Source organism: Nitratidesulfovibrio oxamicus (assembly GCF_015731765.1).
In the GTDB taxonomy this organism is placed as follows: domain Bacteria; phylum Desulfobacterota; class Desulfovibrionia; order Desulfovibrionales; family Desulfovibrionaceae; genus Cupidesulfovibrio; species Cupidesulfovibrio oxamicus.
This window is the reverse complement of record NZ_VRYY01000075.1, coordinates 1-7,239: the sequence shown is the minus strand read 5'-3', so window position 1 is coordinate 7,239 and position 7,239 is coordinate 1. Positions and strand designations below refer to the sequence as shown.

7 protein-coding genes are annotated in these 7,239 nt (G+C 63.7%); 2 read left to right on the top strand and 5 right to left on the bottom strand.

Annotated features, from left to right (window positions below; translation table 11 throughout):
• The 4 genes from FVW20_RS03470 to FVW20_RS03455 all read right to left on the bottom strand — a co-directional run.
• The coding region (locus tag FVW20_RS03470) for a response regulator (protein ID WP_196608312.1) at positions 1 to 304 on the bottom strand (304 nt) is incomplete at its 3' end.
• Positions 305 to 381: 77 nt separating this feature from the next.
• A complete protein-coding gene (locus tag FVW20_RS03465) occupies positions 382 to 1,083 on the bottom strand; it encodes a helical membrane plugin domain-containing protein (protein WP_196608311.1) in 702 nt (233 codons plus the stop codon).
• A 13-nt stretch (positions 1,084 to 1,096) separates the two neighbouring features.
• Positions 1,097 to 2,338: a type III sulfide quinone reductase, selenoprotein subtype gene (sqr, locus tag FVW20_RS03460; protein WP_196608310.1), complete on the bottom strand. Its 1,242-nt coding sequence runs from the start codon at positions 2,336 to 2,338 to the stop codon at positions 1,097 to 1,099.
• 18 nt (positions 2,339 to 2,356) lie between these two features.
• Positions 2,357 to 2,926 (bottom strand): RrF2 family transcriptional regulator, encoded by a 570-nt coding sequence (locus FVW20_RS03455; protein WP_196608309.1) that lies wholly within the window; start codon positions 2,924 to 2,926, stop codon positions 2,357 to 2,359.
• A gap of 734 nt (positions 2,927 to 3,660) precedes the next feature.
• Between FVW20_RS03455 and FVW20_RS03450 the strand changes: the two genes are divergently transcribed.
• A complete protein-coding gene (locus FVW20_RS03450) occupies positions 3,661 to 4,185 on the top strand; it encodes an RrF2 family transcriptional regulator (protein ID WP_196608308.1) in 525 nt (174 codons plus the stop codon).
• Positions 4,186 to 4,802: 617 nt separating this feature from the next.
• On the top strand, positions 4,803 to 6,986 hold the full coding sequence (locus FVW20_RS03445) for a methyl-accepting chemotaxis protein (protein ID WP_196608307.1): 2,184 nt from the start codon (positions 4,803 to 4,805) through the stop codon (positions 6,984 to 6,986).
• Between the two features lie 62 nt (positions 6,987 to 7,048).
• Here FVW20_RS03445 and FVW20_RS19595 read toward each other — a convergent pair.
• The coding region (locus FVW20_RS19595; protein WP_231038824.1) for a hypothetical protein at positions 7,049 to 7,239 on the bottom strand (191 nt) is incomplete at its 5' end.

Sequence of the window (7,239 nt, the reverse complement as noted above, 5' to 3'; positions counted from 1 at the left end):
GGGAAAGGCGCGCCGGGCGCGGGCCCACGCCGCTCACCACCACCACGGGGGTTTCGCGCAGGGCGGGGCTGCGGCGCAGCCGGGCGTAGAACACCGTGCCGCCGGGGCTGGGCAGGTCCATTTCAAGGGTGATCACGTCAGGGCGGAAGCTGGCGGCTGCCTCCAGCGCCTCCGGCGTGGAGGCGGCGGTGCGCACGGCATGCCCTTCTGCCGTCAGCAGCCCGGCTACGCGATCGCGCTCGACCGGGTCGTTGTCGACGACGAGCACGCGGCGGCGGGTGGCACTCATGTTGGTCGCGGACATTGATAACTCCTTCACAAGTGGGGTGTAAAAAGGACCCGCCGTGCCAAGGGGGGCAACGGCGGGTCCGTTCGATGTCGCTAGTCGTTCTTGGCCGGGACGTGCGCGGCGCAGCCGCAGGCGCAGCAGCCGTCGCCCTTCAGCGCGCCGAGCGCCTTCAGCACTTCCATGGCAACGCCAAGGCCTTCCTTGGCTTCCTTGGAACCGAGGGCGCCGACCATGCCGAACATGCCCACAGGCTTGGCCTGCGACAGGTCCAGCTTGCCCAGCATGTCCACCGCGCGGGCCAGGAAGACCTGCACGTTGGGATCGGCCAGCTTTTGCAGCAGCACGGTCATGAAGGCGAGCGCGTCGCCCATCTTCTCGATGCCTTCCGGGGTGTTGGCGTCCAGCACCTTGCCGCCCGCGCCCTTCAGGGCCGACAGCTTGGCGAACACGCCGTCCTGCTCCCACTTGCCCAGCCCCTCGATGATGTGGGGCCATGTGGGGGCCACCGCCGGGTGCATGGTGCGCCACAGGTCGATGAGGTTTTCCAGCTGGTCGAGGCAGTAGTTCAGGTTGGGGACGCTGCGCAGCCCACGACGCAGCAGCTCGAAGATGTCGTCGAGATGCACGTGGCCGTGCACGTCCTGCAATTCTTCCACCATCAGGCGGAAGGCGTGGTTGCCGATGGGCGTCACTTCCTCGATGAAGTACTTGGTGCCCATCGCGCGCTCGTGCAGGAAGGCGATCCGCTCTTCCATGGCCTCGAGGCGCTGGAGAATGAGTTCTTCGTTGGTCATTGGTGCCTCCGGCTTACTTCTTCCGCATCAGGGAAGTGTCCTTGCCGTGCAGGTACATGTTCGGCTCGAACGGCAACTCGTGACCCTTCAGCATCAGGCTGTAGTAGACCCACTTGAACATCAGCTTGCCCCAGTAGTTGATGTGGCTTTCGCCCAGCAGCGCGCAGGGCCCCACACCGGGGAAGGGGAACATGCCGGGCAGCGGTTCCACGTCGTAGCTGAAGTCGATGAGCGAGGCCTTTTCGTAGCCGGTCACGATGAAGCAGGTAGAGTGACCGTCGAAGTGGTGGTAGTGCTCGCTGCCGTCGATGTCGGACATCAGGTTTTCGGCGATGATGTCGGCCTCGTAGTGGGCCACGGAACCGGCCTTGGAGGTCGGCACGTTGGTGGTGTCGCCGATGACGTACATGTTGGGGTACTTCTTGGACTTCAGGGTGCCCTTGTCGGTATCCATGAAGCCCATGGGGTCGGCGATGTCCGAATCGATCAGGAACTGCTGGCCCATGTTCGGGGGGATGGTGACGAGCAGGTCGTAGTCGATCTCGTCGCCGGTGACGGAGGCGATGGTCTTGTTGCCCGCGTCAACGCTGTCCACCACGAAGTTGGGCGTGACCTTGATGTTCTTCTGCACGCACAGTTCGCCCAGGATCTTGGCGGCCACGGGCTTGGTGAAGGCGCCGGTCAGCGGGGTGACCAGTTCGATCTCGATGTTGTCGCGCACGCCCATCTTGGTGAAGTACCAGTCGGCCAGGTAGATGAACTCCAGCGGCGCGACCGGGCACTTGATGGGGGTTTCGCAGATGTGGTGGACGAGGCGGCCCTTCTTGAAGTTCTTCAGCTTGGGCAGCAGGGCGGCGGCGCCGTCGGGGGTGTAGAAGTCGTGGATGTTGCCGCGCCAGTCGTCCAGCAGGCCTTCCACTTCGTCGGGGGCGATGCGGCAACCGGTGGCGATGACCACCCAGTCGTAGCTGTACTTGCCGCCTTCACAGGTGACCACCTTCGCTTCCGGATCCACGTTGGTGATGGTATCCTGCACGAAATTGACGCCACGGGGGATGAAATCCTTCTTGGGCTTCTCGCACCCCTTGGGGGTGTCGATGCCGAAGGGTATGAACAGCCAGCCGGGCTGGTAATGGTGCGTAAGGTCGCGGTCGATGACCGTGATCTCCCATTCGCGCTCGCTGAGCTTTTTCCTCATTTTGGTGGCGAGCATGGTGCCGCCGGCACCTGCCCCAAGAATGAGCAGTTTCTTCATGCCAGGTTACTCCTTCACTTATTGGCTTTGGTGAGAGCAGATTCGGGTATTGCAGCCCCGCAGGGCACGGGGCGTTCTGCCGTATCGCGGCGTGTTCAGCGGCTTGTTGCCGTTCAGCTTGGCCTTGGGGGCGGGGCGTGCGTCGGCGTCCGCCTCGTTGGCCATGTGGGCGCAGTCATCGGGGCGTTCGGCGCCGTGCATGATGTCGGTAAGGGTGAACTGGTCCAGGGTTTCTTCCAGGGCCTTTGCGGCGCTGGTCCAGGCTGCCTTGCAGCGGCAGGGGGTGTCGTCGCAGTCTGCGCCCACGCAGCAGTTGGGCGGCTGCACGCCGCCTTCAACCACGCGCAGAACGTCGCCCAGGGTCACGTCGTCGGGGTTCATGGTCAGCACGTGGCCGCCAGCGGCGCCGCGCACGCTGCGGACCATGCCCGCCGTGCGCAGTTGGCGGATGATCTTTTCGATGAACTTGACGGAAATGCCCGTGTGCTCGGCCAGTTCGGAGGCGGAAAGGGGGCCGTCCTGCGGGCAGTGCAGAGCAAGGTTGACCAGCAGCCGGGATGCGTAATGCACCGTGGAGGAAATTCTCATGCCGTTCTCCAGTGCCTGTGCGGGGAGCGAGGGCGGCGCGCCGGGGCGCGGTGGGGGCTGTTGACCGGGAGATTCCGGGGTTGATCGTATGTGAATTGATGCAATTTTATTTTCATTAATCCGAATCCTTTTGAATCAGATTAATTTCGTATGAATTAAACCCATCCGAATTTGGGTGTCAAGCACCCCCCGGGAAGAAGGGGGTTTTTCAACGCGTTGAATTTATATTGTTATTTTTGATTGTGATTTTTTTTTCTTGTTTTTGCCCGCGTTATCCGCAGTGCCGGCATGTCCGTTTTGCTTGTTGTGACGGACAAGCAGGCTACCTGCCTACGACAGTTGAGCACCGGCGGCTCCCTGCGCCGGAAACATGAGGACCGGCGGGTGCCGGACTGTGCGGCGCGTGGGAATAATGGGATTGTACGGCCTTGTGAAGGTGCGGCACTCTTGTTTTCGAAAGCTGTTTGTTCATGCGCGAGCGAGAGCGGCGCTTCATGTTGTGAAAACTGATTGTTTTTATTTACTCATTTCCGTTTTTCAGCATGTCAGCATGTGCTAACATGTTGACGTTTCTGCCGATTTTCAGCCCGTGAAGTGAAAGCGAATTTTTTTAATTCCTATTGACAAAGGAGGATATTTTCTGTAAGAAGTTTCCCATAGTTATGTTATAGCTCACTCTTTTTACGTCGTTCCGTGTGGCGCGGCGTCGAGTGACGGGCGCGGGACCAGACACCATGAAGCTTGCAGCAAAGACACGCTACGCGGCGCGCATCCTTCTTGCTTTGGCCATGCACGGCGAAGAGTCTCCCATGACCACCACGGCGCTGTCCCAGCACACCGGCGTGACGGTCCAGTTCATCGAGCAGATCCTCAAGACACTGAAGCGCGGCGGATTGACGCGCAGTTCTCGCGGGGCCTCCGGAGGGCACATGCTGGCCCGCATCCCCGAAGAGATCACCCTGAGCGAGATCGTGCGCCTGATGGAAGGGGGCATCCAGCTTACCGTCTGCTGTTCAGGCGATGCCAATGCCTGTGCCCGTCGGGCCTCGTGTCTGACCAGGTCGGCCTGGGTGCGCGCGTCGCAGGCGCTGGAGCGTTCGCTGGAAGAAACCACCCTGGCTACCCTCATGGAGGGTGAACAACCCCTTTCCCCCCATGATGAGGCGATCTGTCGCACGACGGACAACGACGCTTCCACCGCGAGACGTTCCGCCGCCCGCCGCCCGGCCCGCCCGGCGAGCCCCGCAGAATTGTACTGATTTCGGCGTACCCACGGGTGAACAGGGCGCCCCGGCACTGTCGATGTGCCGGTGCACCTGCCGTTTTCCGTATTGTTGCAGTCGGCTTCGCTGGGTCGTTACGTTCCTGTCCGCAACGCTGCCGTGCATGCTTCGGCCAATCTGCCCGACTGCCTCGCCTTTCCTGACTTTCATGTCTGCCGTGGCAGACCTGCCGCAAGGCATCCCGCGTTACGCCGCCGGTTCTCCGGCGGCTTCTTGTTTTCGGGGCATGCATTCCCGTGTGCGATGCGCCGATGGCCGCGCAACGGTTGGTGTCTCCGCTGCTCCCGCGTCTGTTCCGGCGTCTGGTGCGGCGTTCAGGATCGGCTGTCGTCGGAAGCCTATCTCGGTGTGCTTCTTGCAATATTTCAGGGCGCCAGCACTGTGCATGGGCACAATCTGCCGGGGTTCGGCCTGCGCCCGGCGGTTGTGATGCATGGTTATACTTTTTGAATACAGTATGTTGCGTGTGTTATTGGCAGCGGGGCATGCTGTTTGCCGCCCCCGGTGAAATGCGATACGGGAGAGGCCCGGCGCGCCATGACGCACGCCAGTTCAATTTTTCGACAGGTTTCGACAGGGTAAGGGGTTTCCGGATGCTCAAGAATTGCAGTCTGTTCATGAAGCTCAGCCTGGGGTTTGGCTCGCTGCTGCTCATCGTGGTGGGGGTGATTGCCTTTTCGTGGCAGCAGCAACAATACCTGTTGCGCCAGTCGGAGGTCACGGGCAACACGCAGACGCTGGTGGCGGGCATGGAACATTCGCGGGTGGAAGTCCTGTATTACCTGCTCAACAAGGGCCGTGAGCACGTACGTGCCTTCGAGGCGCAACACGGCAGGGACGCCGAGGGCATCGCCGCGCTGCGCGAACGCCTTGCGTCAGACGGGGTGCGCGGTGGCGGCCTGGACGCGCTGGGTCCCATGCATGCCGATTATCGGCGCAAGTTCCTGGAACTCGACGGTGTGCTGACCCACCGCGAACAGACCATCAGGAATGCCGTGCAGGCCGCCAATGCCCTTCAGGAAGGTGTGGAGCGGCTGCATGCCGCCCGCCTGAGCGCCGTCGTGCAAGCCAACCCGTCGCTGGCGCCCCGGCGCGACGAATTGCAAACCCTGGTCACGCTGGAGACGGAATTTCTCCAGTCGCGGGTGGATGTGCTCTATTATCTGTGGCGGGGCGATACGGATTCCCTGTCGCGTGCGCGCATGCGCCTGGACAAAGCCATTTCCGCGGCATCCGGCCTTTCCGCCAGCGAGGGCCCAGGCGAAAACTGGAAGTTGGCCGCTACGGTGCTGGCCAGCGCCCGGACATACCGCGAGCAGGTGGAACAACTGGTCAAGGACGAGGCCGAGCGCGACAGCCGCATGTCGGGCATGGCCAGTGTGGCCGACGGCGTGCGCAACACAGTGGTCGCGGTGAAGGACGCCCAGCAGAACCGCATGGAAGACGCGGTACGCCGCTCGTCCGTGATCTCGCTGGGGGTTGCTGGCGGGGCGCTGGTGCTGGGGCTGGTGTTCGCCATCCTCATCGGCAAGTCGGTGCGCGGCGGGATTGCCCGCGCGGCGGCGGTGGCCGAGGCCGTGGCCCAGGGCGAGACCTCGCTGGAAGTCAAGGCCGAAGGTACCGACGAAGTAGGCAGGCTGCTGCAAGCCATGCACGAAATGCTCCAGGCCGAGCGCCGCGTGGTGGAAACGGCCCGCGAACTGGCCCGGGGCAACGTGGACATCGAGGTGGCCATGCGCGGCCCGCGCGACGACCTGATGCGCGCACTGGGAGAGATGGTCTCCGTCGAGCGTTCCATCTCGCGCAACGCCTCCACCCTGGCCACCGGCGACCTGCGCGTGTCGCTGGAGCCACGCGGCGACAACGACCGGTTGCTGGCCTCGCTGGGCAACATGGTGCAGCGACTGTCGGACGTCGTGCGCGACGTGCAGGTGGGTGCCGAGAATGTGGCTGCTGGCAGCGAGGAACTGAGCGCCACGGCAGAGGCCCTTTCGCAGGGGGCCACGGAACAGGCGGCCTCTGTGGAACAGTGTTCCGCCTCCATGGAAGAGATGGTGGCGCGCATCGCCCAGAACGCCGAAAACGCCCGCACCACGGAATCCATCGCGGTGCGCGCGGCGGACGATGCCCGCGACTCGGGCACGGCGGTGGCCGCCACGCTGAAGGCCATGCGCGAGATCGCCAGCAAGATTTCCATCATCGAGGAAATCGCCCGGCAGACCGACCTGCTGGCCCTGAACGCCGCCATCGAGGCGGCCCGTGCGGGCGAGCAGGGGCGCGGTTTTGCCGTGGTGGCCTCGGAAGTGCGCAAACTGGCCGAACGCAGCCAGGCCGCGGCGGCTGAAATCACCCGGCTGTCCGGAGCCAGCCTGGAAGTTTCGGAACGTGCGGGAGAACTGCTGGGCAAGCTGGTGCCGGACATCGAGCGCACGTCCGAACTGGTGCAGGAGATCGCCGCCGCCAGCATCGAACAGCGCGAAGGCGCAAGCCAGGTCAACGAGGCCCTGCACATGCTCGACCAGGTCATTCAGCAGAACGCGGCGGCTTCGGAAGAGGTGGCCTCCACGTCCGAAGAACTGTCTGCCCAGGCGGCCCACCTGCAGCGTACGGTGGCCTTCTTCCGACTGGGGACGGACATGACGCCCAAGGTGCAGCGGGCGCCGGGGCCGCAGCCGTCGGCCATGCCCATCCTGAAGGAGGGCGACCCGCGCAGGGTGCGCATCAACCTTACGGACGATGCGGACGACACGGACGATCAGGATTTCGAACGCTTCTGACGCGTGCAGCATACGCACGCATACGGCGGGGCGGCACCGGAAGCGACGCCGTCCCCGTATATTCAGACCGGGGCATGGCGCAAGCCGCCCCGCACCGGAACCACCACGTGCAGCAGGACAACAACAGACAGGCGCCGCAAGATCATGCGGGCGGCAGGGAAGCGGCGGACATGCCGCGCGACGACGCCGCGCGGCGTGACGGGGCGCGTCCTGCGCATTCGGCCCATCAAGCCGGCCTGGCGAATCCGGCGGG